This window comes from Stutzerimonas stutzeri (assembly GCF_024448895.1).
GTDB classification, from domain to species: domain Bacteria; phylum Pseudomonadota; class Gammaproteobacteria; order Pseudomonadales; family Pseudomonadaceae; genus Stutzerimonas; species Stutzerimonas stutzeri_Q.
Map to the genome: position 1 here is coordinate 1 of NZ_JAMOIC010000020.1, position 24,167 is coordinate 24,167.

Here is a 24,167-nt window from a genome sequence, read left to right on the forward strand (position 1 = left end):
CCGGAGCCGCGCTAAAGCGCGCTCTGCTGCGCAGTCGAGTCCAGGTCGCGGAGCCAAATTCGAAGCGTCAGGTGAGAAACTGGGCTTATGTGTTCGGCTAAACAATCAGCCGGCAGAAGATAGCTAGTTGGCGATGCGCTCCGGCTGGACGCCCCTACCCCGCCACCGAATCAAGAGCTAGCACGCTACCAGCGCTCGGCAAGGTTGGGCTGGTGCCTAAACGAAAACGCCCCGCATAAGCGGGGCGTCTAGGTACTGCGGATTGCTTACTGCTCGGCAGCTTCTTCAGCAGCTTCGGGCTCGACTTCAGCAGCAGGTGCCGCTTCAGCTTCGTCACCCTTGATGCCAAGCAGCTCAAGATCAAAAACCAGAACCGAATTGGCAGGAATCAGCGGGCTCGGGCTCTGCTCGCCGTACGCCAGCTCGCTTGGAATGTACAACTTGTACTTTTCACCAACGTGCATCAGTTGCAGACCTTCGACCCAACCCGGAATCACACCACCGACAGGCAAGTCGATCGGGCTACCGCGCTTGATGGAACTGTCGAAGACGGTGCCATCGGTCAGGGTACCCTCGTAGTGCACGGTGACCACGTCGTCGGCAGTCGGCTGCGGACCTTCGGCGGATTTGACCACTTCGTACTGCAGGCCGGATTCAGTGGTCTTCACGCCGTCACGCTTGGCGTTTTCTTCAAGGAATTTCTTACCGGCTTCGACGGCTTCCTTGTTCATCTCAACCATGCGCTCTTCAGCACGAGTCTGGAGATAAGCAAAAGCTTCCATCAGTTCTTCGTCGGTCAGCTTCTGGTCTTTCTTGCCAATGGCATCATCAATGCCTTGCGCCACAGCATTCGAATCGAGATCGGCCATGCCTTCCTGAGCAAGACTCTTGCCCATGTTCAGGCCGATGCCATAAGAGGCTTTCTGCGCCGGGGTCTCCAGCTTGGCGCTGGTCTCCGAATCACAGCCGGCCAGAACCAGGCCAACCAGGGCTATCGCAGACGCCAAACGTTGATGTCTCATTCTTTATCCTTATTACGCTTTGAAGGGGTGAAGCTAAACAGTTGCCGGAGCTTAACAGCCGCCCTCGTCAGTAGCTACCGAACCCACCCGGGGAGTAGGTAAAGACAATGCAAAGTAAGGAAGTGCCGCACGAAACGTGTGAATCGCCGAACGGACATTTAGAGCAGGCGTAAACAACTTGCCGAAGCGTTGGTGGCCATAGGCGGCAGACCACGGGGCTGGGTCGAATTTCAACGATGAGTCTCGAGCGATTGCAAAAGTTGAGTTCGTGAGGAACACGGCTCCAAAGAATTCAACATACCCGGCACCGCTGCCTTCAGAGCATATGACGAAGCAAGCCAGCTGCTCTGCGTCAAGCTATCCAAGGGATCATGTCATCGTCCTGTCACCTGCAAACGGTCTGATAGATGGAGCACACAGCGTTCACCGTACTCATCCAGTAGAGAGCTTGCACCTAGCCCATGTGAGCTCGAGCAGTCACTGCCCTTTCCGGCGCTTCACGAAAAGGCATAACAATGTCCGTCAAGTCGATTACTCACGCAGACGCCAATTCGAAAACGGAATCAGGCTCTGCAAAAGAGTGGGAAGAGGCGGCCAAGCAGGCAAAGGATGCAGGCATACGTTGGCAACGCCCCAGCGGCGACGACCGCACGGCGCAGGAGATCATTGATGACAGTCCGCTGCTGAAGAATCTTGGTAATCAGAGCGGCGTCAAGGACAGGCTCAAGGAGCACGTTTTTGGCGATTTCGAAACCGATGCCGACGCCGCTTACCGAGCGATGCAGGTCCTGGAACACGTCGAGAAGTATGACAGCGAAGGCAACCGGCTGGTGGGCGACGATGTCGGTAACGGCAGCATCAACGGCTTCACCAATAGCGGTCAGGCGAAACCTCACACCGAAGCCGGACGTCTGCAGGACTTCGGCAAGTACGGGTTCGCCCATCTCAAGGGTGAACTCGAACACGTGTCCAACGCCGGGGACGACACCGAAGCGCGCGAGCAAGCCGAACAGCTGGGGTTCAAGTGGGAGCGCCCCGAAGGCGATGAGCGCTCGGCGCAGGACATCATCGACGACAGTCCGCTGCTGAGGAATCTGGGTAACCAGAGCGGCGTCAAGGACATGCTCAAGGAGCGGGTCGGCGATTTCGAAACCGATGCCGACGCCGCTTACCGAGCAATGCAGGTCCTGGAACACATCGAAACGCTGGACGGCTCAGGCGAGCGGATTGCCGGGAAGGACGTCGCCAACGGCCGCGTCGACGGCTTCACCAAAGGTGGCGATGCGAAAAACGGCACCGAGGCGGGTCGCCTTCAGGATTTCGGCAAGTACGGATTTACTCACCTCAAAGGTGAACTCAAAGACACCATGGCGGCGGGTGATGACCAAGCCGCCCGCGAGCAGGCAGAAAGCCTCGGCATCGTGTGGGTGCGGCCAAAGAACGACGATCGCTCTGCGCAGGACATCATCGACGACGACCCACTGCTCAAGAATCTGGGTAATCAGAGTGGTATCAAGGACAGGTTGAAAGAACAGGTTGGCGACTTCGAAACGGACGCTGACGCCGCATACCGAGCCTCGCAAGTGCTAGAGCACATCGAGAAACACGATGGCGACGGCAAGATCTTGTCTGGCCAGGACGTGGGTAACGGCACCATCAACGGGATCACCAAGAGTGGCGAGGCAAAGAACGGCACCGAAGCGGGCCGCCTTCAGGACTTCGGCAAATACGGGTTTGTCAGCCTCAAAGGGCCGGAGCCTACCGAGGACAGCAAGCTGGATTTCGCCCGCGAAAGCGCCGGCCTTCCGCTGAGCGCCGAGACCGACATCGCCAACCTGGAAACCACTACAACGGACCCAAAAGACAAGAATCGCAAGCTCACGGTCAGCGAAATGACTTGGCAGAACCTGATCAGCGAATGGAAGACCGGGATCACCAACGGCAGCATCGCCAAGGATGACGACCGGGCAAAGTTGTACAACGCATTGCGTGCCCAGGCTGCCAGCGAGGAGGGCCTGGACATGGTGACACTGGACATTTCGATGGGCCAGAGCACCACGAAAGTCAACGGCGAGGACTTCGCGTCGATTATCGACCGTGCGAAGGTCGATGAGCAGACGGCGGAGTTGTTCTCCGCCGCCAGTGTTCAGAAAGACTTCCAGGCCCAGCAGGACAAGGCGCTCGATGCGCTGCCTGACAAGGACGGCGTGCTGGAGAAGCTGGAAACCATGGCCTTCTCCGAGGAGTACTCGCGCTATATCGCCGACCTCAAGGCGAACGGCCAGACTGACCTGGCCGAAGCCGATATCGGCAAGACCTACGCATCGATTGCAGCGTTCGATCCTGACAAAGCCGCTCAGTTTTCGCAGCACATGATGATCGACGCGATGACCATGGACCTCGACGCGCTGCTGGCGGACCCGTCTGGCATTAACGACGAAAACACCGTGCTTGCGACCCAGGACACCGTGAAGACGCTGTTGGCCGCGCTGAAAAAAGGCGGTGTCGACATCACCCGACGAACCGTGGAAACCGAACGGTTCGTGCAGGAGTTTCTGGGTAACAAGCAGACCGCCAAGGCATTCGGCGAAGCCTTGAAAGAGCTGGGCGCGACATTCAGCAAGAACGGCACCTTGACCGACGCCGACATCAACAAGGTCATGGGCAAGGACATCTACAAGACCTTGGGTGAAGGAGCCCACGGCAGCATGCTCAAGACTCTTTCGGAGCTCAACAGCAACGGTGTGCTGGGCTCCGCTGGCGGCCTGGTTTCACTGGCGTCGGGCATCTATCAGATTGCCGGCAAGGGCGGCACGCTGGCCGATACGCCGGAGGAGCGTTTGGCCATCGCCAAGGACTTCGTCAGTGTGTTGGGCGCAGGGCAACATTTCGTCAACCTGGGCAGCAATATCGTCGACAGCGTCCGCGGCACACAGGTCAACCAGATGCTTGGCCTGGACAAGTCCCTGCCGCAGATCTTCGGCAAGGATGTTCCGGAAGGCTCCGGCCGAAATCTCAGCCTGGTTGAAGGCGACCTGAAGAAAATCTTCGAGGGCTTCAATAGCGCAATCGATGCCGCTCCGGTGCCCGATAAGGAAAAGCTGGCGCAGAAACTGGACTTCACGCCTGAGCAATGGACGACGCTTAATGAAGGCTTCCGCGACGGCTTCGCCAGGAACCCCGGCCTGAACGGCAGCACGCCCACCAGCCGAGGTATTTCGTCATTCCTGCGTGTCATGGATGCCGGAGCCAACACGTTCGCCGGCGTGGCCGATCTGGTACTGGGTGGGCTGAAGATAAAATCCGGGCTGAACAGCAATGACAAGGTCGCGGTGGCGCAAGGGGCGATTACGGTAGCTTCCGGGGCGTTCAATTTCGCTGGCGGCGGCGCGCAGATCGCGGCGCTCATGGGCTCTAATGCCGCCCGGGCCATCGCGGCTCCCCTGCTGTGGGTGGGCGCTGCACTCACCGTGGCGTTGACGCCCTTCCTGATCGTTGAAGACATCAAGCACAACAACCGCATGGATGCCCACCGTGACGACCTCAACCAACTGTTCAACGATCTTAACGAGCAGGGGCTGCTGACCGAAGACGGGCTGCAACGGTACGAATTCCTCGACGAATACATGTACAGCTACGGCCAGCGCGACGCGCCCGACGACCAGAGCATCTTCGAGTACCGCAAAGAGGAGTACGAGTTTTTTGCAGAAGATGACAATCAACACATTGGCGACTTTGCACACGCGGACTACAAAGGCGATGGCAGTAACCTGCAGACCCAGCTGGATAAGGGGAGCACTGTAGGCAGTTAAGGGTCGCTAACGCTCAAACGGCGTACTTGATAAGCGCAGCGCCTGGCCGACCCGACCGTCGGCCTAGCGCTCGCTTTGGAGGGCCGATATATGGCGTACCGCTTTAAGCGATGCGGGCGCTAAGTCCAGGCGCAAGCAAGGCAACCCCGGCACGCCAGCGGATGCAGGATCAGGTCGATCCCGCCCTGATGCCTGCACCTCTATCAATTTCCCACCAGTGACCTACAACCGTTTCACCAGCCCGAGCCTTGAACTATCAGTTCCATGTTGGCGGACGGCGCTCGTGTAGCACAGGAGACCGACGATCAATCGGCCACCTGTCAGAGCGTGCGGACATCTTCGATCTGACGCAAAGGCTGCCGCTGCCACGGCGAAGCAGACCCGATCAACACCAAAGCCCACTACACCAAACCTTAGAGCGGCAAGCCATTCGGCGGCGGCGCAGGTCTGACGTACTGCAAGTCGAAAATAACCGCGGCCTCCCCCAGCGTGGAAGGCGGGTAAGCACATCAGCTTGCCTCGCACGATCAAGCATCAGCACATGGACAGCAGACAAAAAGCATCGATACGCCAACGCCGCAGCCCTCGCACGCCTGGGCAATCGTGGTGATACATACAGAAGCCTTTGCAGGGCCGGCGCCAGAGAAAGGGGCACTGCTCCCCGACGTGCAATGACAGGTGCCACCGGAATACCGCGCTAGACCGGAAGCGGTCAGAGCCACAGCCGCCTAAGCGCCACCTACGCAAAGGCTCGCTGCATATCCGCTGCGCTCGATAAACGCGACGCGAATGACGCCGCTGACTCAGGCGATGCGTACCGTCAGGCTGTCGGAATCGGTACCCAGCGTACTGACGTCATCCTTCGGCACCACGTACCCCTCCCCCGCTTCCACGGCCGAGCGGTAGTAGTCAATCACTGATTCATCGAAGACTTCCGATGTGGTGGTCTTCCTGATGCCGTAGACATTGCCGTCCTGGTCCCGCGCTTTAATGCTTTCCGGCGCGTAGCTGACGATATCGTCCAGCGTTCCGGAGACCGGTCCGCCCTCGCTCGGAGTGATGGTCATGCGAGCATTGTTGCCTTCGATATAGCTGACGTCATAGAAGGTCTGATCGCCATTCACACCACCGTTAAATGCCACCTCACCCAAGGTGACATGAGCACCGTCGCCAGCCGTGCTACGGAAGTTGCCGGACCAACCTTCAGGAAAGGTCTGCACCATCGTTTCTCCTGGCTGCAACGTCATCGACGGAATATCAGCCTCACCGGCATTCGCGGTGAACTCGATGACCAGCGGCTTTTCACTCTCATTCACGAACGTCAGGCTGTTGCCTTCCGGCGCCACGCGCTCACTGGCGGGCAGCGCTGCAGTCTTCGGCACGTTGTATCCCATGGACTGTGGATCTTGCTTGGTGGGCACGCCTTCCACCGTCGCCGAGTCCTGCGGGGGAAGCGGCACCTGCGGGATATTCGCAACCTTTGGCGGAGCAGCGTCGGGCACGGCTCCCGGCATCATCAGCCGCAGTACGTCTAATTCGTTTTGAAAATGCTGAGCCAACGCCTCGTTGCCCGAAGCGCTCGCCTGATCGCGGGCCTGCTCCCGTTGCGTCCACTCGCTCTGCCAAGCACCGGTGACGGCTGCATCGAATTCGGTCTGCGGATCGCTCTGACCCGGGCTAACGGTGTTTGGTTGCCCCACGTTATCAACAGCCATGCTCGCAACTCCGATCGCAGTATTGATTAAACGACGTTACCCCCTGGTAACCGGTTTGCCTCGTTAAAAGTTGTTTAAAAAGAGCCTGCTTCCGCCCTCGGCAAGCACTGCAGTAATCCGACACTGCCGGACTACCTTCAATCTTCTCTAGCGGTCTGCAACAACAAATAAAAACGCCGCGGCAGGTACTGATTGAAGATTCACTCAATCGATACCTGCTCGCGGCGCTGTTAACTTATGTCGTTGCGGCGTAATCAGCCTGCTGATCGAGGTGTCGCTTGGCAGCAGGCTGGTTAGGATTTAATCGATTGATTAGCCCCTCATTGTCCGCCAGGCGGGTTCATTGCTTGGTTTGTACATATCACCCTCGGGTTCTTCACCGTGACCAGTGAGAAGATCCTCAGAATCCCCACTGACAAAGCTCCACCAGTTCTTGGTGGTTTCACCATTCATCTCAGTGAAGGCCTCGTACTGCTCCGGCTGAGCCTCCCAGACCGGCATATCGTCGGGGAAGTAATATTCAAACCACTCGTCCGTGACTTCCGGCTCATCGCTCTCGACGTAGTTGTACTGCACGTTGGCGAGGTAGTTGAACTTGTCACCCCAGTCCTCTTCCATCACGCCCATTCCGTCAAGGGCGGTGAAGTAGTCGCGCACCTCGTCCGCAGCCTTCTCCTGCTTCTCGTATTGAATTGCCGAGGCGATGCCCAAACCGATCACTGACAGTATGATGCCGACCGCACCCAATGCAGTGCCTACCGTGCCCGCTGCTGCACCCGCACCAGCCCAGGCAGCAAAGCCTGCCCCCCCTGCACCAGTCCAAGCCAGGCCTGCCGCCAAACTCAGGGCTGCCTGGGTCTTTTCAATGTCGGTGCTGTCCTTGGTCAGGTTGGATATCGCGTCAGCACCCATGTACACGCCCAGTAATGCACCGCCCAAGTAAGAAGTGTTGGCGATCAGTTTGAGGCCCGGCCCAAACAGCTTGAGTTTCTCCGCCTGGCTCAGATTCGTGTACGCAGTGCCCGCCGAGTGGGCCATCTTGTCGACGCTTCTCATGATCGCGTTTTGTTCGCTTTTCGGCATCTTCTCGAAGGCGTCGACAACTTGGTTGCCTGCGGGGGTGCGGCTATTAGCGTTCATATCGGCAAATAGCTTAGAAGCATCGCCAGGGTTCTTCACACTCGGGTCTGGGACTTTGAAATCCGGTCCTAAGCGACCTTTCAGCGCATCGGCCATATTCTTGTCGAGGCCCAATACCTGGGTCACGCCGTTCCTACCGAGCAGTTTGGCCAGCGGATCGCCTATGGCGCTAACCGCGGTAGGTGACGAAGACACTGCAAACAACAGGTAGAATGCGGCAGTCATGCGCTCTTCCGGTGTGGCTTCAGCATTGCCACCCGCGTTGGTCAGGGTCAGCGTGGCTGCAACGATAGAAATCAACGCGCCCGCCGTACCGAAAACACCATCCTTGGACAGGTTTTTTAGGACTTCCTTGACCTTGCTTTTCTCGAGGTCTGGTACCTTGCCTTTTTCCAGCGCCTTGTCGATCTTCTGGTCCAGGTCGCTGCTGCTGAGTAAGTCCCTGATCGCCTTGTCCCAGCCGCCTGGCTGTCCAGGGGCGTTCAATGGCTTTGAGAAGTTGGGCACAAGGGCATCGCGCAACATCGACTTCATGGCATCAGCTGCCGACTTGGCTTGCTTTAGCTTGGTCATTTCCTCCTGCGTCAGCACCTTGCCGCCATCCTTGCGGATGTCCTCCAGCTTTTTGCCGTCCATATAGTCGTCGTACGCCCCAGCCAAACCACCGGCCGCCTCTCCACCGTAGGCACCTAACACCGAGGCCTTGATGGTGGTGGTCACCACATCGCCAATAGCAGTATCCAACACGTCGTCATCAATGCCGCCGGGGCCGGCTTCAATGATCTTGTTCAACTCCTCAACGGTCGACGTCATCGATAGCTCCAGCTTAACCTCCTGGGCCTTTTCCGGGTTAAGCATGGACAGTGAGTTGAGATCGCCGCTGTACCGGATCAATGCGCCGTTCTCGGCTGCCAGATCTGCCTTCTCCAGTTCATCCTTGTAGGTGGGTGAAGTCATGGTCGCGACGATGCGATCTTCCAGGCCTTGCTTGTCCTTGATTTCGCCAACGGCGGCCTGCAACGCCTCCTGCGTATCGGCGGCGATCTCGGGGTCCTGCGCAAGCTTTTCGATTTCTGCCTTGAGCTTGTCTTCGTCCACCAGCCCGCGGAAATTGTCACCGTCCATAATCGTCGAGTCATCGGCGTATATGGTTAGGTCCTTGGTTTTTTCGTAGTAGTACGGGAGGTAACCGAAACCGCCTGCCAGGGAGTTCTGCGCTTGTAGTAACAGGAGGAACTTGGCTTTATCCGACCCCTCGGGTTCGTTCTCGTACTCCTTCTCAAGGTTCTCCATGTACTTCTGGTTGACCGTCTTACCGTCAGCCGTATCGGCATTCATGATGTCCGTGGACGAAGGCGCGAGCAGGTTCTTCTTCTCCTCATCGCTCAAGCCTCCTTCCTTCAGCGGCTTGCCTGCCTCTACATAAGCGGCATAGGCCGTTTCGGCGGCTCTGGTGGCGTCCTTGGCGCCGGAGTGTTTGTCCCAGTAATTCTTCACCATGGTGATTTTTTCGTTTTTGATCCCATCGCCATCAAGGGCGTGGTCAAGGCGGCCAATCACATCTTTTTTGACCTGAGCGATGGCATCGTCCAGTGGCAGACCTTCCTCGCCTTTGAGCTTATCGGTGATCAGGTTCTGGTACAGCTTGCTCAGAGTCGGGTCACTCAAGCCGGATAAGGTACGGGTCTCGTCGATAGTGCCGTTACCAAGAGCAAGCGCCAGGGCATTCAGATTGTCTTCGTAATCGGGGTTGTTGGTGACGGTGTTTTCGGCGAGAAACTTGGCGTAGGCCTCACGCGCCACAGCACTGGCATTGGACTTGCCATTACTGCCGGATTTGTTCCAGTAGTCGTTGAGCAACTCCATCTTCTCATCGGCTTTTGGATCATTACGCAGGGCGTTGGGTAGTCGGTCGTAGAGGTCACTCTTGACCTCGTCGTAAGCGGCATCGAGGTTGACCGGATCGCCACGCTCTTTCTGCTGCTGGAGCTTGTGGTAGATCAGGCTGGCATATTCGTCGCGAATACTCTTGTCGGTGAACGGCGTTACGCTGGGGGCGGTGGTATTGGTGCCGTCGGCCATGTTCGAGGCCACAGAGTTGAGGGTGTCGTCGTAATTGATGTCGGGATCGATCTCGGAAATCTGGGACGTCGGTGTCGGTGTGCTCTCCCTGAGCTCTTTCGCCGCCTCGCGGGCCAGACCATCGACGTCCTCCTTACCGGCATGCCTGTCCCAGTAGCCTTTGATCACATCGACGACATCGCCGGAATCCGCACCGGCGTTCGTGGCCGCGCTACCGAGCCGATCGAACAGCTCTTTCTCGACTTCCTTCATGGCCTCTTCGAGGTTGGTGGGCGAGCCCTGCTCCTTGAGCTTCGCGGTGATCAGGTTCTTGTACAGCTCGGCCAATGGTCCTTTCGTGCCGATCGCGACAGCCAAGGTTCGATTATCGATGTTGACGCCACCCACCAAGGCAGCCGCCAGCGCGTTCAAGTTGTCTTCGTAATTGCTGTTGCCGGTATCGGGCAGGTTGGCTGAAAAGTAATCCCTAAAGGCGCTACCGGCCAGCTCGAAAGAATTATCCCTGCCGGCATGCCTATCCCAATGACCTTTGATCACATCGACGACATCGCCGGAATCCGCACCGATGTTCGTCGCCGCACTATCGAATCGGTCGAACAGCTCTTTTTCTACTTCCTTGATGGCCTCATCGAGGCTAATAGCCGAGCCCTGTTCCTTGAGCTTCGCGGTGACCAGGTTTTTGTACAGCTCGGCCAATGGCCCTTTTGTGCCAATCGCGACCGCCAGGGTGCGATTGTCTGTGATGACGCCTCCGACCAAGGCAGACGCCAGTGCATTCAAGTTGTCTTCGTAGTTGCTGTTGCCAATATCGGGCGGGTTGGCTAAGAAATAACCGCCATAAGCACTACTGGCCAGCTCGAAAGAATTATCCCTGCCGGTATGTCTGTCCCAATGGCCTTTGATCACATCGACGATATCGCCGGAATCCGTATCGGATTTCGAGGCGGCGCTCTCGAACCGGTCGAACAGCTCTTGCTCAACTTCCTCTATGGCCTCTTCAAGGTTGAGGGTTGAACCTTGCTCCTTGAGCTTCGCAGTGATCAGGTTCTTATACAGCTCGGCCAGTGGTCCCTTAGTGCCAACGGCCACCGCTAGCGTGCGGTTATCGGTATTGACCCCACCGACCAAGGCTGCCGCCAGCGCATTGAGATTGTCTTCGTAATTACTATTGGCGGTATCAGGCAGGTTTTCGGAGAAATAGTCTCTATAGGCCTGAACCGCCAAATCGGCAGCGTTATCTTTCCCGGCCTTCTTGTCCCAGTAGCCGTCCAGCACGTTCAATCTATCCTTGCCATCTTTGCCGCCGCCAACGGCATTTTCATAACGACCACGCAAGTCTTTGATTGCATCCTCCATGGCCGCTTCGACGCTGACTTGCTTACCGTTTTTGGCCTGCTCTTTGAGCTTGTACTCGACCAGCGCCTTGAACAATTCTCTATGCCGCTCACTGCCATCGATGCCAACGAGGTTGCGCTTTTTGACGTTGACGCTCTCACCCATGCTTACGGCCAACTCATTTAGCGCGTCTTCATAAGCCTGCGGGTCCAGGGTTTCTTGCTTCTTAGGCTCGTCCTTAGGTTTCTCAACAGTCTTCCTAGCTAGACCCAGCACGCCCTCAAATTCATTACCCAAAAGTGGCGGGATCTTTATGTCTGCGGGATTGATGCTCGCTGTACTCATGGGTGTGCTCCTGGCTGCTAGGACGGTGAAAGCTGAATAAGGCCGCTGCAAAGACCCTCGCCAACCAAAGGCGGTCAGGCACAACGCTGCCCAAAATGAAAAGCCGTACGTTTGCGGTTGATCGCCCAACAGCACCTGGTACACCGTGCGATATCTGGGGCCATCCACCACCGAGTGATGAAATTCACAACATCACTTTTATCGTGTCGCTCACAAACCATCAGAGGTTGCTGGCGGGCCGCCCAACTGGTAAGGAAGGAAGACGCTCTTGAGCTAGCTCACCCGTTACGCATCGCGGGGCTCAGCCCTCTGCCGAAGCAGGCAGAGCGCTAGTTGCTCGGCAAGACAGCACTGATGCTCTGAATAGCATTCAACAGCCGATGCAGAGTTGTAACAATCGCCAGGGATAATGTTTCGCAACTTTTCACCGCTAAAAGCAGCTGCGGGAACTGTTGCGGCAACACCTGAGAAAGGCTCTGGACGGGGAGTTAACGCGTCCTGACGTCGCCGACGTTAGACGTTTCTGTACGCCAGCGATTAGCCAATAAGGTATGCCCATGAGCACCCCAAACAACGGCCGCGACAACACAGAGAAAGCAACCCGTCCCCCGCAAGAAGCACCGATTCGATTCGGCCCCTTTACCCTTTACACCCAGCAACACGTGCTGATGTGCAATGGCGTCCCCTTGTCGATGGGTAGCCGTGCGCTAGACCTGCTGATCTGCATGGCAAAGCGCCCTGGGGAGTTACTGGAAAAGTACGAGCTGATCGCCATGGCCTGGCCGCGCACCGTTGTCGCCGAGTGCAACCTGCGCGCGCAGATCGTCGCGGTGCGGCGAGTCTTGAAGGGAAAGGATCCGCACAACGAATACATCACCAACGTCGCCGGACGTGGCTACCGGTTCACCGCCCACGCTGCGCAACAGCCCGTTCACGCACGCACCCACACCTCCACCATCGTGCGCAAGCCACTCCCACCACGAAATCCGGCCATTGTTGGGCGTGAAGACTTGATAGCGCGGCTGACCGAGCAACTGCGAAATTCGCGCTTCATCACCCTCACCGGCGCAGGCGGCGTCGGTAAGACCACCGTCGCCATCGAGGTGGCGCACCGCTTGGTGGATGAATTCCCGGATGGCGTGTTGGTATTCGAGCTGTTCGACTACCTGCGCCTGGAAGGGATTCTCGCCACCCTGGTCGAATCCCTCGGCCTGCGGGCAGATGCTCACTCGAGCCTGGAAGAGCTGTTCGGGCAATTGGGTGGCTGCCGTCTGCTGCTGGTAATCGACAACTGCGAACAAGCCGTCGGCGCGGTGGCGAAGTTGGCTGAAACCATACTGAGATGGGCCCCCAACTGTGCAATTTTGGCCACCAGCCGCGAAGCCCTACGCGCCGATGGTGAAATGATCGAACGTATCGAGCCGCTAGCACTGCTACCGCTAAGCCAACCCGACTCCGACTCGAAGCAGTCACCGGCTACCCGGTTGTTCATCCAGCACGCACATCTTCACAATCCCACCATCAAGTTCAATGAAACCGCCCTCGAAGCTGTGGCGGTCATCTGCGCCAAGCTCAATGGCATGCCTTTGGATATAGAGATCGCTGCCGAGCGCGCCGCTTCGTTGCCGCTGGAGATGCTCAACCAATTACTCGACATGGAGTTCCGCTTGCAAATGCACAGCGAGCGCGACTGCGAGCGGCAGCGCTCACTGCGCGCATCGTTGGACTGGTCATACGATGCGCTGTCGGCTTATGAACAGCAGCTCATCAGCACGCTGTCTGTAACCAAGGGCTCCTTCTCGATCAACGCCGTACTGGCGCTGGTGGAGCACGATTCAAACCTGAGCGCCGAACATGTGTTGACGGCGCTCGATAGCCTGGTGGAAAAATCCTTGCTGACTGTCCATAAGGGCGGTGAAACACGCAGCTACCAGATGCTGGAAACCACTCGGCTATATGGTTTGGAGAAGCTGCAGCTGTCGGGGCAATTTCAGCGTGTCTCAGCGCAACATGCGGCCTATGCAGTAAGCGTGCTCCAGACCTTTGCCGAGCGCCTTGAAGCCAGCGCGCCGGAAGCGTGGGAGCATCTGTTTGGTCCAGAAAGTGAAACCGTCAAAGCCGCGTTATCGTGGGCGGTCTCCGAGAAAGGCAATCAACTGCTTGGTCTCGACCTGACACTTACCGCATTGGGTTTGGCTCAGGGAGACAGCTGAACAACCGATCCTGCCCGCTCAGCTTAATACCCGACCAGGTCATCGGGCCGGACTCAGCACGCTCGTGCCGGCACGCGACAGATACTATTTCGATATCCGTTCGATACGTTATTTCCGCGGCATACCAGTGACCGTCAACTACCCCACAGATCGCGACGCCACCCTTCGTAAAATCTTGCTATACAACCACTTTTCTCACAAAGCTACGGTCACATCTGCACGTGACCGGGGCGCGTTTGGCCAACTGTAAAGACCCTGCAACACATGCCGGCCAACATGCTGGTCGCATTCAGCCAACGAGATCGGAGGACACGTCTGCGCTTACTGGTTCTACCCGCACAGCGTTGCGCCGTGCGGAGCTTTTAGATCAGGCCCCTTTAACTGAGCCTGATTAAGCCCACGCACGTTGCGCTTCTCCTCAACAAAAAAAGGGCTGTACGTATGAGCACGAGCATGACCAACATCTTGGCCACTCACCCGTATGTCACCGTTGCGCCGTCGGACGTTGCACCCCCTGCAATCGAACATGACGTACTGACTTTTGGCTCGTTCACTCTGCATCCCAAGCGTCATCAATTGTTCAAGAACGGTGAGCTGGTCGCGCTCGGCAGCCGTGCGCTGGACTTACTGATAGCCCTGGCCACGCGTGCTGGTGAGCTGGTGGAAAAAGAAGAGTTGATCGCCTTCGCCTGGCCTCGGGTAGTAGTTGAAGAGTGCAACCTGCGCGCGCAAATAGTCGCCTTGCGCCGTTTGCTCAATGAAGGCGGCAATGACTGCATCGCCACCGTTCCAGGGCGTGGCTATCGCTTCGTGGTGATCCCCAGCAGACAGAAAGAGCCGGCCAGCCAGTACGGTACGCCGGTGGGTGCAAAACACTCCACCCTGCCCGCCCTGATTCGCGAAACGATCGGCCGCGACGCGGTCATCGAACGGCTCTGCGAACAGGTTACCAATAGCCGTCTGACCTCTCTGGTCGGCCCCGGCGGCATAGGTAAAACCACCGTCGCCCTGGAAGTGGCTAAGCGCCTTGAAGCACGCTTCAAACGAGGTGCGCGTTTCATCGACCTCAGCGACGCTAAAGACTCTGCAACGGTCAAGGCTGCAGTGAGCAAAGCGTTGGGTTTGACGGCTAACGATGAGGACCTTTGGGATCAAGCTCTGGCCGAAGTGCAGGAGGGGAACATCCTGTTAGTGCTCGACAACTGTGAACACATGCTCGGCGTGGTAAAGGACGTCGTTGCCTGCCTGCGGGAGCGTGCACCGGACTGTCGCATTCTGGCCACCAGCCGTGAACCGATTCAGTCTGAGGGCGAGCGGTTGGAGCGCCTGCCACCGTTGGCACTCCCCAGCAGCATGGAAACACGCCTTAGCGAACTGCTGCGCTCACCGGCTGTGCAAATGCTTGTCGAACACGCCAGCGCGCAGGACAGCAACTATGTATTGCACGAAGAAGATGCAGTCGGCCTCAACCAGCTCTGCCAACGCCTGGACGGGGTACCGCTGGAAATCGAAATCGCTGCGGCGCGAATGGGCAGCTTTGGTATCGGGCCCCTACTCAACATGCTCGATGGTGAGTTTCGTCTGCAAATGGCCGGACGGCGCACCGCAGCCAAACGCCATCGGTCGATGGGCGCGATGCTTGACTGGTCCTACATGAGCCTGCGGCCGTGCGAGCAGGCAGCATTACGTCTGGCCTCGACCTTCAGTGGCTCCTTCACCCTCAATGCGATCCGAACCTTGATTGGCAGTGAGTTACCGCTAACCGGCGACGAGGCGCTAGACGTTGTGCAACGCCTTGTGGACAAATCACTGCTATTAGCAGAGGGCGACGGCAGCGGCCGTTATCACCTCCTGAGCAGTACCCGGCTGTATGCAACGAGCAAGCTGGAGGAAGCGGGCGGTACACAGAGAGCGGTTATTCGGCATGCCGTTTACGCCCTCGAAGTAGTACGCAATGCCGCCATCGACAGAACTGATTTGCCAGAGACCTGGCAGCTTATTCTCGGCGCCGAAGGCGATCTCGTGCGCTCAGCTCTGGCCCAGGCGTGTTCGGTACCTGGCGAGGGTTCGCCAAGCCTGGAATTGAAAATGGCGGCCCTGGGTCTCACCGCCAAAGCGCAGAACAGCCCCACTGCAAACGGATGACGAAGCGCTGAATCCCCAGCCTGAAGCCGCTTAGATCAGGCGCGCCGCCACTAACGCATCCGCCACCGACTGAAACGCATGGGCTGGAATCGGCTCACCGGGTTTAGCCAGACGGCCGATGCGAGCGGCCAGAGGGTCGTCTGCGGAACGCGGCACGCCCAGTTTGGCCGCCTGCTCAAACATGCCGCGGGCATTTTCCGGGTCCGCCGAGCAAACCACGACCGGCACTGGCGTTTCGCCGCGTACATAGCGCACTCCGACTAACCAGCCGCCCGCCACGCCGATCATCAAGGTGGCATGGTTAAGGCCGACTTTACGGCTGGTCAAAGTTTGCTGCTCGCGACGCTGACGGTTGCGCTCTTGCTTGATCAATGGGTCGCCATCTGCATCGCGCCGCTCGCGTTTCTGCTCGCTTTTGGTCATGCGCATCTCACGGCTGAACAGCCAGCGCTGCATGAGCAGATCCAGCCCGCCCATGACCAGATAAGTGATCAGCACCGTAGCCACCAGAGGCTTGAGCAGCAGATAGAACACCGACTCAATGCACGAGCCGCCGCAACGCGAAGATTCCATCAGCGCCTGCAACGCCACGCGCCCCACCACGTAGAACGCGGTGGACAGTACCGCAACTTTCCCAAGCCCCTTGAGGAACTCAATGAAATTGCGCATGGAGAAAATGCGCTTGAACCCCTCCACCGGGTTGATGCGCTGGAAGTCAGGCTTGATCGGTTCTCCGGTGAACACCATACCTTTCATTGTGATGATGTTGGTCAGTATCACGCAGCCCACGGTGATTGCCAAAATAGGCAAGGCAGTGGCCAGCAGAATATCTTCAGCGGTATCAATGACCCTTGGCCAGACCGTGGCAAAGGGTTCGGTGTAGATGCCCGCCACCATATCCAGCAGCGCCCGCAGCTGCGCCTCGGTGCCTGATGCCAGGTAGGCAATGCTCAGGGTGCATCCCAGCAGCACCATCGCCGAGACCATGTCCTGACTCTTGGACAGCTGGCCTTTCTTGCGCGCCTCGTCGAGCTTTTTGTCTGACGCCGGCTGCGATTTCTCTTCGCTGCTATCGCCTGCCATGGATCACCCCGCCCCCGACAAGGTTTTCAACACTTCCACTACCCCGCGGAAATCCGCCAATTGATCGAGCATCAACGGGATCAAGAAGGAGCAATAGATGACCATCAAGAAGGTGAAGATCAGGTTCTTCACAGCCAGTGACAGGTCAAAAATATTCAGCTGCGGCGCCATACGCGACAGGTAGGCCAGCATCATGTCGGCCACCAGCAGGGCGATGATCAGTGGCGCCACGATCATCAGGCCGATGCGCATCACCTGATCCAGAATCGCCAGTACGGCATCCAGCGAAGACACCGCAATGACCGGCGTGAAGGCCATCACCGGCCACAGGTTGTAGCTGTGATAGTAGCCATCAACTATCAGAATGAAGCCGCCGGACAGGAAAAACAGGGTAATCATCACCACCGTCAGAAGCGTCCCTGTCACCCCGGCTTCGCCTGAGCCCAGTGGGTCGACCAACTGCGCCATGGTCGAGCCACGTTGCAGGTCAATCATTTCGCCAGCAGCCTCCGCCGCCCAGAAGGGGATGCCGAACAGCAGGCCTACGGTCAAGCCGATCAGCATCTCCTTGACCATCAACCCGGCCAGGAAGAAGCCGGTGTAATCCGGTTGGGTGGTCAATGCAATGTAGATAGGAAGGGTCATGGGAATCGCGATTGCTACCGCGACGCAGCTGCGGATCATCCCCGTCAGTCCCAATCGATTGAAGGCCGGCGTGATCAATACCAACCCCATGGCACGGGATGCCGCCAACGCCCCAGCGGCGATGATCGGGTAGGCCACTTCGAGAAAGCTCAGACCGAGTTCAGCATCCATGTTTCAGCTGCTACCTACCGGGTCCAGGCGGGAAAATTATCCAGCACCTGGTTCATCAGATTGACCACCTGACCCGACAGCAGTGGGCCCAGCAGCATGACCACCAACAACACGGCCACCAGCTTTACCGCCTGCGGCAAGGTCTGGTCCTGAATCTGCGTCAGCGCCTGCAAGAGGCCTACACCGAACCCAATGACGATGGCCACGATCAGTGCAGGCGCGGACAGAATCAGCACAGTCATCAGGGCCTGCTTCATGAGTCCCAGAAAGACGTCATCTCCCATGGCTATCCACCTCCATAACTAAGGATCAGGCCGTGCATCAGCCGTGACCAGCCACTCACTGCCACGAAAAGAAAGATCTTCAGTGGGATGGATATCAGTGTCGGCGAGACCATCATCATGCCCATCGCCATCAGCACATTGGCCACCAACAGGTCGATGACCAAGAAGGGGATGTACAACAGAAAGCCGATCTCAAAGGCACGCGTCAGCTCGGAGCTGACGAAGGCCGGAATCAACACCACCAGATCGTCATCGCGCAGGTCGGCGCGGGCTTCTTCGGACCACACGCTTTCGGTGGCCTGCATGAAAAAGCCGCGCTCGGATGGGTTGGCGAAGCGCAATAGGTGTTGCTGCAATGGCGTACGTAATGCCTCGCCGAGGTCGCGAAACTCATCCGCCTGTTCGAAGGTGAGTGAGCGCCCTTCCACTTGGCGGTACATATCAGCAATCAACGGCGTGGTGACGTAAACGGAGAGGATCAGGGCGATGCCGTACAGCACCATATTGGGCGGCGTTTGTTGAATGCCCAGGGCATTGCGGATCAAGAACAGCACGATTGAGATTTTCAGAAAGCCGGTCAGCGTGACGACGGCCAGCGGAATCAAACCGATCGTGGTAACGACCAGAATGATCTCAAGCAAATTGGGTTGGTAGTCGGTCATTCTTTTCAGCCGGTCATAGGCTAGCGAAACGCGTCAGGCGGACCCCCAGACCGTCCCCCATTTTCACCAACTCTCCACGCCCCACGCTGCGCCCATTGACCGTCAGGTCGACAAAGTCGCTGCCGCCATCAGGCAGCGCCAGCACACTGCCCTCCCCCAGCTGCTCGAGTTCGGACAGCGACAGTTGCACGCTGCCCACCTGACATACCAGGTTCAGCTGCACATCGCCCAAGGAGACGTCAGCGCTTTCTTCTGCCGCGCTTTGATCAGTGGCTCTGTGACTGGAGGTTCCTTGACTCATCGGGTGTTCCCTTATTGGCTGACTACGATTGAACGCCTCGAGCAGGCGGATGCCCTGCTCCTCGCGACGGGCACGGGCCCATCGACTATTGGCCAGAGACACCCACATATCGGCTTTGGCGGGCACCTCGAGCATTAGCACATCGCCAGGTCGCAAGCTGCGCAACTCGCTGATGCTCAACGCTTGCCAGCCCGCTTGCAGCACCAGCGGCAAGTTCAGGTTTGGCAGTTTTTGAGGCTGGACTGGTACCCAGCGGTCGAGCAGATCGGAGACGAGTTGCGCCGCCGCAACCGACAACTCGATCACAAGGGTGTGCGACTCGCCATCGGCCACCTGCACGCCCAACCTGAGTGTCAGCGGCGCCATCACTTCGGCGTTACCCTGTACATCCACCGTTATCAGTTGCCCTAACTCCGCTTCCAGAGGTTCCAACAACGGCAACAGGGCCTGTTCGAGCAAAATCGATTGGGCTTCTTTAGCGACTTCGTCAAAGACGTCCAGCACGCCTTGGCTAGCCAGCAACTGGTCAAGCAGGCTGCGTGGCAATAGCACGCGGGCGGATAACTCGCCGCTGGAAAGCCATAGTGGGTGGATATCAGTAACGGCGGCCCCCGACGCTGCCGCCCAGTTCAGGGTTATCGCCTGTCCACCACAGACCGCCTGGACGGATTGGCGACGCACCTGCAAGCGGTTGTGCAAGGCGACGGTGTCCTGGGGAACTGCGTCCAGCAGCGGCCGTATAGCCTGCACCTGAGGCGCGGCGAAAGCCGGGTTGCGGCAATTCATAGCGGCGCCTCCCAGCGCAGCGCAGCACGCTCGTCATACAGCTCTTCTTCGATGCTCTCGTCGATACGCCGTCTTGCTCGCGCATGCTCTTCAAGCAGCGGCTCAAGAGCGTCAGACTGCTGTCGCCGGAGCATCAGGGCGCGCTGTAACGCGACTTTCTGTCGTTGCTGGGCAGCACTGTTCTGTTCGGCGCTGAGCAGCTGCTCTTGCAGATGCAGACGATGCTGGTCGAATGCTTCCAGCACCTCCAAGGCCGATTGGTAGGTGCCAACGGCCAGCGCGCCGGCGCCAAGCAATTGCTGCAGGGCCTCAGCTTCGCGATGCAGCTGTTGCTGTGCCTCATCAATGGCGCCTTGCGCCTGCTGCAATGCGGCCGTCGCGGCTAGACATCGCTCCAGCTGACTGGCGAGTTGGTGCTGCGCACGGCGTTCGCGCAGTTGGCGCAGTTGGCGCAACTGCTGCAATTGCAAAACCGCGTCGGCCTTCATGTCAGCACCGTGCGCAGACGCTGCAAGCTGTCTTCAAAGCTGCTGTGGTCGTCACCGTCCTGGCGTAGAAACGCCTCAATGGCGTCGTGGCGGGCAATCGCCTCATCGGCCAGAGCGTCACTGCCCGCGACGTAATCACCGGTGCGCATCAACAGCTCGATATCGGCGTGGCGCGCCATCAGCCCTCGCACATGGGCTGCCATTTGGCGCTGTTCCGCACTGACGACTTTGTCCATCAGGCGGCTGCGGCTGTGCAGCACGTCGATAGCAGGGAAATGGTTACGCTGCGCAAGTTCGGCGCTCAGCACGATATGGCCATCAAGAATCGAGCGCGCCTCTTCGGCTACCGGATCCAGGTCGGCATCGCCTTCGGTCAATACCGTATAGAGCGCGGTAATGCTGCCACGCTCGCCAGGGCCGCTTCGTTCGAGCAAACGCGGCAACGCGGAGAAAAACGAGGGCGGGTAGCCACGCCGGGTGGGCGGTTCGCCGACGGCCAAACCGATCTCGCGCTGGGCCCGGGCAAAGCGGGTAAGGCTGTCCAACAGCAACACCACATTGCGCCCCTGGTCGCGGTGGTACTCAGCCTGGGCGGTGGCCACATAGGCCGCTTTAACCCGCTCAGTGGCTGGCCGATCCGAGGTCGAGACCACGGCCACGGTGCGCGCTCGCGCCGCCTTGCCAAGGTGCACATCCAGCAGTTCGCGCACCTCTCGGCCACGCTCACCAATCAAACCGATGACAATCACGTCGGCTTTGCAGTGGGTGACGATCGCCGACAACAGCGAGGATTTACCCACCCCTGGCTCGCCGAAGATACCCACCCGCTGCCCACGCGCTACCGTCAGCAACGCGTCGATAGCGCGAACGCCCAACGGCATCGGCTCACTGATCAATTGCCGCGCGAACGGCGCAGGCGGTTCGGCCTGCAAAGGGTAGCGCAGCAAGCCGGCTGTCGCAGGTGCTGCGCCGTCCAGCCATGAACCAAGTGGGCTGATGACGCGGCCTAACAACGCATCGCCCACCACCACACCGGAACGCTCCCCCGTGGCAACAATTTCAGTTCGGGTGGACAGCCCTTCCAGCGACCCTATCGGCGCGAGAATCGCCTCGTCGCCATCAAAGCCAACCACTTCCGCCTGCAGGGCGCGCTGACTCAAAGGGTCGCTCAGGTGACACAGTTCGCCGATGCCAACGCCCGCCACACTGGCGTGTACCAGGGTGCCACGGATGCTGCGGATGCGCCCGCGCATGGGCCGAGGTTGAGCATCACCCAGGCGCTTGGCCAAGATTGGTAACAAGCTGTCCAGCGCAACTGTCATGCTTGCGGCTCGGTGGTATGAGGCAACAAGCTCTGGCGGATCGCGCGCAGCTGCGCCTCAACGCCAAGTTCGACACTGGCGATGGCACTGCTCAGGCGTGCCTGACCGGGTTCGACGCTCGCATCCGCCTCGAGGGAGAGACGGGCGGCCAAGTCCGGCTCGATTCGTTTCACCAGCGCCTCAAGCTCGGCCGGCGCGACATACAGCGTCAGTGCCTGGCTGTCGCGGAATGCCGTCAGCGCCTTGCGCGTGCAGCCAAGCAACAACTCGCTGGAGTCCATGGGTTCCAGTACTTGGCGAACAATATTCAGGGCAAGGTCAGCCATGCTGCTTTCCAGGCCAGCCAGGTAGTGATCGACCTTGGCTGAGGTCTGCGCCAACAACGCCGAGGCCTGCTCTAGTCCTTCATCGCGACCTTGCGCTAATCCTTCGCTGCGCGCCTTTTCAACGACACGCCGGGTGTTGGCGCGGATGGTGTTCGACTCCTCGCGCGCCGCTTGCAGAAAGGCATAGCCTTCGACCCAGCGAGTCGCATCGTCCTGGCGAATGATTTTCTGCGGTGGCCGGCTCGGTAGTTCGCTCATTCCAGGAATTCCTTGGCTGCGATCTCGCGAATCAGAGTGATGCCTTGGGGTGGAAAGTCGCTGAACTGCAGCCACCTGGGATCCAGCCGCAAGCGCAACCAGCGCTGTAGATCATCTGGTAGCGAGCACAGCCAGGCCCTGACGCAGGCGTCGCCGTCGCGCTCGATGGCCTGTAGCAGTTGCTCGACGTCAAACAGCAAATCCATCGCACCGGCCTTATCGCGATGGGCCAGGGCGAACTCGAATACATCGGCGCCCAGCTTGTCCTTGAGCGCCTGAACGGCTGCGCCACGAATCTCCCGCGCGAGCGCATTGGCATGCCAGGTCGCGCCGCATAACAGCGCCAGGCGAGGTAGGTGCTCAGGCGCGAGCAGCATGATGTGAACGTCCGCCTCAACGCGCGGCTGCGCGAGCGGCGTCAACTTGAAGTGATCGAGGAGCAGACGTTCCAGCCGGGTGCGATAGCGCGATTCACTCAACAACGCATTGAGCTGCTCGGTGTTCAGGGCACCTGCAAAACATTGGTTGAGGCTGGCGGGCAGTACATAGCTCAGCGGCTGCGCAGCGACGGCCCGCCACTGCTCTTGAAGAGAGGGCTGAGCAGTCATTCACTTTCCTTCAAGACGTAGATACCCGGCGTTTCGCGCTGCCGCCAGAAGTGCCACCCGATCGCGCCCGCCATACCAAGCAATAGAATCAACCCGGAAAAAAGCATGACTTTGGCTCTGGCAATACTGGCCTCGAGCATCCACAAGCCAAGGAAGGATTTGAGCGGCGGTGCGTTGTCCTGGGAGCGCACCGCGGCTTCGACGGCGGTAACTGAAACGCCGTCGTAGCCCAGCCCGGAGATGCTGCTAGCGACCAGGGATTTGATCTGAGGCACCAGCTTGTCCACTTCCGTACTGGCTTCGTAGCGGATCAACACCGAGGCCGATGACGGCGAGATGACTCGTTTCAGCAGGTCATTGTCAGGTAGCACCACATGCACCCGTGCTGACAACACACCATCTATCTGGGACACCGTATGAGACAGTTCTTCGCTAAGCGCATAGACCATCTGCGCGCGCTCCTGCACGGGAGAGGACACCAGGCCGTTGCCTTTGAACACATCGCCCATATTGGAGAACTTCTGCTCGGGCAAACCGATGTCGTCCAACAAGGTGACGGCTTCTGAGAGGCGTTCCTCCGGCACGGTCACCGTCATCTTGCCGTCGTCCTGCACCTTGCGCTGCGCAGCGATGCCATCGCGCAACAAGGCGGCTACCATCTTGTTCGCTTCGCGCTCGCTGAGGTTGGTGTAAAGCGTCGAATCACAACCCTGCAGCAGGATAGTGAAGACAACTAGCAGCACCGCATGCCAGCCGCGCCTAGCCATACTTACTGCCCTTTCATCAAGGTATTGGCTGAGCCAGAAATCTGCGTCGCGCCACGCACCACCATCTGGGTTTCAATCGAATAGTCGAACACCCTGCTCAGAGAGTTCATCAATTTATCGACCTGGGCTTCGCTGGTTTTGCCTGGCTCCACCGTCCCGGACTTGTCTGCCTGGCCCGCGTAGTCGGGGCTGCTGCTGGTGTAGCGCTGATTGGTGGCGGACGTGCTGGATGCGCGCTCGGAAAAATGTTGCGAACGGTCGATAAAACCGTTCAGACGCTGCATCAGATTTTCACCAACCTGATTAGGCCCAGCGCCTGCCGGCATACCTTTGGAATGGCTCGCCATGTGTTCGAACAGGTTCTGGGAAACCTGCGCCATCGCGTCTTGCCCGGCGACTGGCGGCGTGGCTACAGCTGCACTTGGAAGCATGTACGACCTCGCGTCTATTCTTCGTCGTCGGCCTGGGCTTCTTTAAGTATTTCCTGAGCGCGCGGCATGATGATGAACTGACCACCGAGCACGATTGCCTGAGTGATCATCTGATCCATCAGCTCTTCATCGTTCTGCGCGCTATTCAATGCTTCGGCGAAATCATCTGCCGAGTTCACCTGCCCGGCGGTTGCGCCATCTACGGGATTCACTGCCATGATTTTCT

At 58.6% G+C, this 24,167-nt stretch carries 18 protein-coding genes; 3 read left to right on the forward strand and 15 right to left on the reverse strand.

Annotated elements, in window-relative coordinates:
• Positions 1 to 266 precede the first annotated feature (266 nt).
• A complete protein-coding gene (locus NA619_RS19635; RefSeq protein WP_255963495.1) occupies positions 267 to 1,022 on the reverse strand; it encodes an FKBP-type peptidyl-prolyl cis-trans isomerase in 756 nt (251 codons plus the stop codon).
• Positions 1,023 to 1,537: 515 nt separating this feature from the next.
• Here NA619_RS19635 and NA619_RS19640 point away from each other — a divergent pair.
• A complete protein-coding gene (locus NA619_RS19640) occupies positions 1,538 to 4,834 on the forward strand; it encodes a hypothetical protein (protein ID WP_255963496.1) in 3,297 nt (1,098 codons plus the stop codon).
• An 803-nt stretch (positions 4,835 to 5,637) separates the two neighbouring features.
• Here NA619_RS19640 and NA619_RS19645 read toward each other — a convergent pair.
• Positions 5,638 to 6,549, reverse strand: coding sequence for a thaumatin family protein (locus NA619_RS19645; protein ID WP_255963497.1), 912 nt, complete (start codon positions 6,547 to 6,549; stop codon positions 5,638 to 5,640).
• A 312-nt stretch (positions 6,550 to 6,861) separates the two neighbouring features.
• Positions 6,862 to 11,595, reverse strand: coding sequence for a type II secretion system F family protein (locus NA619_RS19650; protein ID WP_255963498.1), 4,734 nt, complete (start codon positions 11,593 to 11,595; stop codon positions 6,862 to 6,864).
• A 413-nt stretch (positions 11,596 to 12,008) separates the two neighbouring features.
• Here NA619_RS19650 and NA619_RS19655 point away from each other — a divergent pair, with 413 nt between their 5' ends.
• Positions 12,009 to 13,664: an ATP-binding protein gene (locus tag NA619_RS19655; protein WP_255963499.1), complete on the forward strand. Its 1,656-nt coding sequence runs from the start codon at positions 12,009 to 12,011 to the stop codon at positions 13,662 to 13,664.
• Positions 13,665 to 14,117: 453 nt separating this feature from the next.
• The gene (locus tag NA619_RS19660; protein ID WP_255963500.1) at positions 14,118 to 15,809 is read left to right on the forward strand and encodes an ATP-binding protein; all 1,692 of its coding nucleotides are present in this window, start codon (positions 14,118 to 14,120) and stop codon (positions 15,807 to 15,809) included.
• 30 nt (positions 15,810 to 15,839) lie between these two features.
• Here the strand turns inward: NA619_RS19660 and NA619_RS19665 are convergent, their stop codons facing one another.
• The 12 genes from NA619_RS19665 to NA619_RS19720 form a co-directional block, all read right to left on the reverse strand.
• Entirely contained in the window at positions 15,840 to 16,892 is a 1,053-nt protein-coding gene (locus NA619_RS19665) for an EscU/YscU/HrcU family type III secretion system export apparatus switch protein (RefSeq protein ID WP_255963501.1), read from the reverse strand.
• Positions 16,893 to 16,895: 3 nt separating this feature from the next.
• Entirely contained in the window at positions 16,896 to 17,708 is an 813-nt protein-coding gene (sctT, locus tag NA619_RS19670) for a type III secretion system export apparatus subunit SctT (RefSeq protein WP_255963502.1), read from the reverse strand.
• Between the two features lie 14 nt (positions 17,709 to 17,722).
• Complete coding sequence (gene sctS / locus NA619_RS19675) at positions 17,723 to 17,992, reverse strand: type III secretion system export apparatus subunit SctS (protein WP_255963503.1); 270 nt, start codon at positions 17,990 to 17,992, stop codon at positions 17,723 to 17,725.
• Positions 17,993 to 17,994: 2 nt separating this feature from the next.
• Complete coding sequence (gene sctR, locus NA619_RS19680; RefSeq protein ID WP_255963504.1) at positions 17,995 to 18,654, reverse strand: type III secretion system export apparatus subunit SctR; 660 nt, start codon at positions 18,652 to 18,654, stop codon at positions 17,995 to 17,997.
• Positions 18,655 to 18,667: 13 nt separating this feature from the next.
• Positions 18,668 to 19,741: a type III secretion system cytoplasmic ring protein SctQ gene (gene sctQ, locus NA619_RS19685; protein ID WP_255963505.1), complete on the reverse strand. Its 1,074-nt coding sequence runs from the start codon at positions 19,739 to 19,741 to the stop codon at positions 18,668 to 18,670.
• Entirely contained in the window at positions 19,738 to 20,229 is a 492-nt protein-coding gene (locus NA619_RS19690; protein ID WP_255963506.1) for a hypothetical protein, read from the reverse strand. The genes sctQ and NA619_RS19690 overlap by 4 nt, the downstream gene beginning before the upstream one ends.
• A complete protein-coding gene (locus tag NA619_RS19695; protein ID WP_255963507.1) occupies positions 20,226 to 21,551 on the reverse strand; it encodes a FliI/YscN family ATPase in 1,326 nt (441 codons plus the stop codon). Before NA619_RS19695 ends, NA619_RS19690 begins: the two co-directional genes overlap by 4 nt.
• On the reverse strand, positions 21,548 to 22,135 hold the full coding sequence (sctL, locus tag NA619_RS19700; RefSeq protein WP_255963508.1) for a type III secretion system stator protein SctL: 588 nt from the start codon (positions 22,133 to 22,135) through the stop codon (positions 21,548 to 21,550). The genes NA619_RS19695 and sctL overlap by 4 nt, the downstream gene beginning before the upstream one ends.
• Positions 22,132 to 22,743, reverse strand: a complete 612-nt coding sequence (locus NA619_RS19705) for a SctK family type III secretion system sorting platform protein (RefSeq protein WP_255963509.1) — start codon at positions 22,741 to 22,743, stop codon at positions 22,132 to 22,134. Before NA619_RS19705 ends, sctL begins: the two co-directional genes overlap by 4 nt.
• The gene (gene sctJ / locus NA619_RS19710) at positions 22,740 to 23,510 is read right to left on the reverse strand and encodes a type III secretion system inner membrane ring lipoprotein SctJ (protein ID WP_255963510.1); all 771 of its coding nucleotides are present in this window, start codon (positions 23,508 to 23,510) and stop codon (positions 22,740 to 22,742) included. The genes NA619_RS19705 and sctJ overlap by 4 nt, the downstream gene beginning before the upstream one ends.
• 2 nt (positions 23,511 to 23,512) lie before the next feature.
• On the reverse strand, positions 23,513 to 23,857 hold the full coding sequence (locus tag NA619_RS19715) for a hypothetical protein (RefSeq protein WP_423836854.1): 345 nt from the start codon (positions 23,855 to 23,857) through the stop codon (positions 23,513 to 23,515).
• Between the two features lie 98 nt (positions 23,858 to 23,955).
• Positions 23,956 to 24,159, reverse strand: a complete 204-nt coding sequence (locus tag NA619_RS19720; RefSeq protein ID WP_255963512.1) for a hypothetical protein — start codon at positions 24,157 to 24,159, stop codon at positions 23,956 to 23,958.
• Positions 24,160 to 24,167: the final 8 nt, after the last annotated feature.

Excerpts from the sequence above, each read along its gene's own strand:
- sctJ (WP_255963510.1), bottom strand. The coding sequence starts at position 23,510 with ATGGCTAGGCGCGGCTGGCATGCGGTGCTGCTAGTTGTCTTCACTATC.
- sctR (WP_255963504.1), bottom strand. The coding sequence starts at position 18,654 with ATGACCGACTACCAACCCAATTTGCTTGAGATCATTCTGGTCGTTACC.
- NA619_RS19635 (WP_255963495.1), bottom strand. The coding sequence starts at position 1,022 with ATGAGACATCAACGTTTGGCGTCTGCGATAGCCCTGGTTGGCCTGGTT.
- NA619_RS19660 (WP_255963500.1), top strand. The coding sequence starts at position 14,118 with ATGACCAACATCTTGGCCACTCACCCGTATGTCACCGTTGCGCCGTCG.
- NA619_RS19665 (WP_255963501.1), bottom strand. The coding sequence starts at position 16,892 with ATGGCAGGCGATAGCAGCGAAGAGAAATCGCAGCCGGCGTCAGACAAA.
- sctS (WP_255963503.1), bottom strand. The coding sequence starts at position 17,992 with ATGGGAGATGACGTCTTTCTGGGACTCATGAAGCAGGCCCTGATGACT.
- sctL (WP_255963508.1), bottom strand. The coding sequence starts at position 22,135 with ATGAGCGAACTACCGAGCCGGCCACCGCAGAAAATCATTCGCCAGGAC.
- sctT (WP_255963502.1), bottom strand. The coding sequence starts at position 17,708 with ATGGATGCTGAACTCGGTCTGAGCTTTCTCGAAGTGGCCTACCCGATC.
- NA619_RS19695 (WP_255963507.1), bottom strand. The coding sequence starts at position 21,551 with ATGACAGTTGCGCTGGACAGCTTGTTACCAATCTTGGCCAAGCGCCTG.
- NA619_RS19720 (WP_255963512.1), bottom strand. The coding sequence starts at position 24,159 with ATGGCAGTGAATCCCGTAGATGGCGCAACCGCCGGGCAGGTGAACTCG.
- NA619_RS19715 (WP_423836854.1), bottom strand. The coding sequence starts at position 23,857 with ATGGCGAGCCATTCCAAAGGTATGCCGGCAGGCGCTGGGCCTAATCAG.
- sctQ (WP_255963505.1), bottom strand. The coding sequence starts at position 19,741 with ATGAATTGCCGCAACCCGGCTTTCGCCGCGCCTCAGGTGCAGGCTATA.
- NA619_RS19690 (WP_255963506.1), bottom strand. The coding sequence starts at position 20,229 with ATGAAGGCCGACGCGGTTTTGCAATTGCAGCAGTTGCGCCAACTGCGC.
- NA619_RS19640 (WP_255963496.1), top strand. The coding sequence starts at position 1,538 with ATGTCCGTCAAGTCGATTACTCACGCAGACGCCAATTCGAAAACGGAA.
- NA619_RS19655 (WP_255963499.1), top strand. The coding sequence starts at position 12,009 with ATGAGCACCCCAAACAACGGCCGCGACAACACAGAGAAAGCAACCCGT.
- NA619_RS19645 (WP_255963497.1), bottom strand. The coding sequence starts at position 6,549 with ATGGCTGTTGATAACGTGGGGCAACCAAACACCGTTAGCCCGGGTCAG.
- NA619_RS19705 (WP_255963509.1), bottom strand. The coding sequence starts at position 22,743 with ATGACTGCTCAGCCCTCTCTTCAAGAGCAGTGGCGGGCCGTCGCTGCG.